We start from the raw sequence: 1538 nt of genomic DNA, 5'->3' as shown, positions 1-1538 counted from the left end.
CGACGGTTCGGCCAATATATCTATACCCGTTAACCTGAATGCGTTGGGGCTTGTTAAAAACGGTGTTGTCAGGATTTCAGGTAACGGTGGCGATTATGCATCGGCTGTAGGGATAGTAAATGCACGCAGGTATTTCAAACTTGTCGATGTGTCCTATACTTCAGCAGGCTGGGACGGCAGGATAATATTCGATGTATTTTACACGCAGGCAGGTGGCGGTGGCGGATGGGGTAACGGGGAAGCGCAGGGAAAAGTAGTTCTCAGGCCGACATGGAATGCCAATGTCTTTGACATCATAAGTACAATATCCGGTGTAGACGATCACGGGATCGTTATTTTGTATAATGAATCTGCAAAAGTATACTCCCTGTATGCGTGTGCTTCCCCCGGTAACTATGACAGTAACCGGCTGTATATAGATATCCGTAATTTATTTGCATGGGCTGCTAACAATGATAACAACAACTTTATGGACAGTATATTCTATGCGTCTTCGGGCTCTTATTCAAGCAATACCGGATTAACACAGGCACAGTTTGACGCGCTGCCGAAAACGGCTGTTAAATGGCTATGGGGTGGATAAAGAAAAAAATAGAAATAAAAATAAAAATTTGATTTGCAAAAATGGAACAGATTAATTTGAATTACAGTGAGATAGCGGTCGGGTTGGTTGCCTTAGCCACCTTTATCAGCTCTACGTTCGTTACCGGCAGGTGGTATCCTAAATTCCGCAGCCGCCGGTGGATAATTACGGTATTCTGGGGCGTCCTCACTGCCTGGTGCGTGATATGCGACGGCGAGCGGATGAAGGAAACGGCCTCCCTGATAGTGGTAGCCTGCGGGGCGGCGCAGAGCATCATCTTTATCCTGGCTTCCACATTCGAGCACCTGAAAATAAACATCGGGAGTAACCTAAGTATAGAAGCCGATAATAAAACAGAAAAGGAGGGTAAAGATGGCGACAGGGAAACAGCAAACTGAATTTGTAAGGACGATATATCCGGCGGCATACCGCTTACACATGGAAAAGCCGGAGGCTTCCATTCATCCGGTATTCGAAACGGCACAGGCAGGACTGGAGAAAGGCTGGCTGCTGGGTGGAAAACTCCCGTACAACCTGTTCGGGATAACTAAGGGTACTAGCTGGGACGGCCCCGTTGAACGGGCTTTGACTACCGAATATTTCGATACCCCGGATAAGAAGTTCGTATATCCGGAACGGGTAGTGTCTGTTACTCCTCACGGAAGCAAATATAAATATTCCGTGTACAGGTACTTTAGAGCTTACAAGTCTTATGAAGAGTGCTTATACGACCATCAGGCGATATTCCGGAAAACGGGTTATGCGGATGCATGGCCTTACCGGGATGAACCCAGGGAGTTCGCAAGGCGGCTGATGGACAGCGAGGGCTGGAAGTATGCAACGGCAGATAATTATGTGCCTGTTATTACCTCGTGTATCGCTATGGTCGAAAAAATAATGAAGAATGAAGAATGAGGAATGAAAACTAAACTAAAAAGCGGGCTTTTTAGTTGCC

General features: G+C 46.7%; 3 protein-coding genes. All 3 read left to right on the top strand.

Features of this window, described 5'->3' with window-relative positions; all coding sequences use genetic code 11:
- A partial coding sequence (locus tag ACFO6W_RS25945) for a hypothetical protein (RefSeq protein WP_380002024.1) occupies window positions 1-583 on the top strand: 583 nt, incomplete at its 5' end.
- 41 nt (window positions 584-624) lie between these two features.
- Window positions 625-981, top strand: coding sequence for a hypothetical protein (locus ACFO6W_RS25940; RefSeq protein WP_380002022.1), 357 nt, complete (start codon window positions 625-627; stop codon window positions 979-981).
- Window positions 956-1498 carry a glucosaminidase domain-containing protein gene (locus ACFO6W_RS25935; protein ID WP_380002020.1) on the top strand — a complete coding sequence of 181 codons (543 nt, stop codon included), beginning with the start codon at window positions 956-958 and terminating at the stop codon, window positions 1496-1498. The genes ACFO6W_RS25940 and ACFO6W_RS25935 overlap by 26 nt, the downstream gene beginning before the upstream one ends.
- The last annotated feature ends 40 nt before the right edge of the window (window positions 1499-1538 follow it).

The sequence above is a fragment of the Dysgonomonas termitidis genome, assembly GCF_042654545.1.
GTDB lineage: Bacteria > Bacteroidota > Bacteroidia > Bacteroidales > Dysgonomonadaceae > Dysgonomonas > Dysgonomonas termitidis.
This window is presented reverse-complemented; position numbering and strand designations above follow the sequence as displayed.

What these genes read in the sequence shown, in the direction of transcription:
- ACFO6W_RS25940 (WP_380002022.1), top strand. Translation starts at nt 625, where the DNA reads ATGGAACAGATTAATTTGAATTACAGTGAGATAGCGGTCGGGTTGGTT.
- ACFO6W_RS25935 (WP_380002020.1), top strand. Translation starts at nt 956, where the DNA reads ATGGCGACAGGGAAACAGCAAACTGAATTTGTAAGGACGATATATCCG.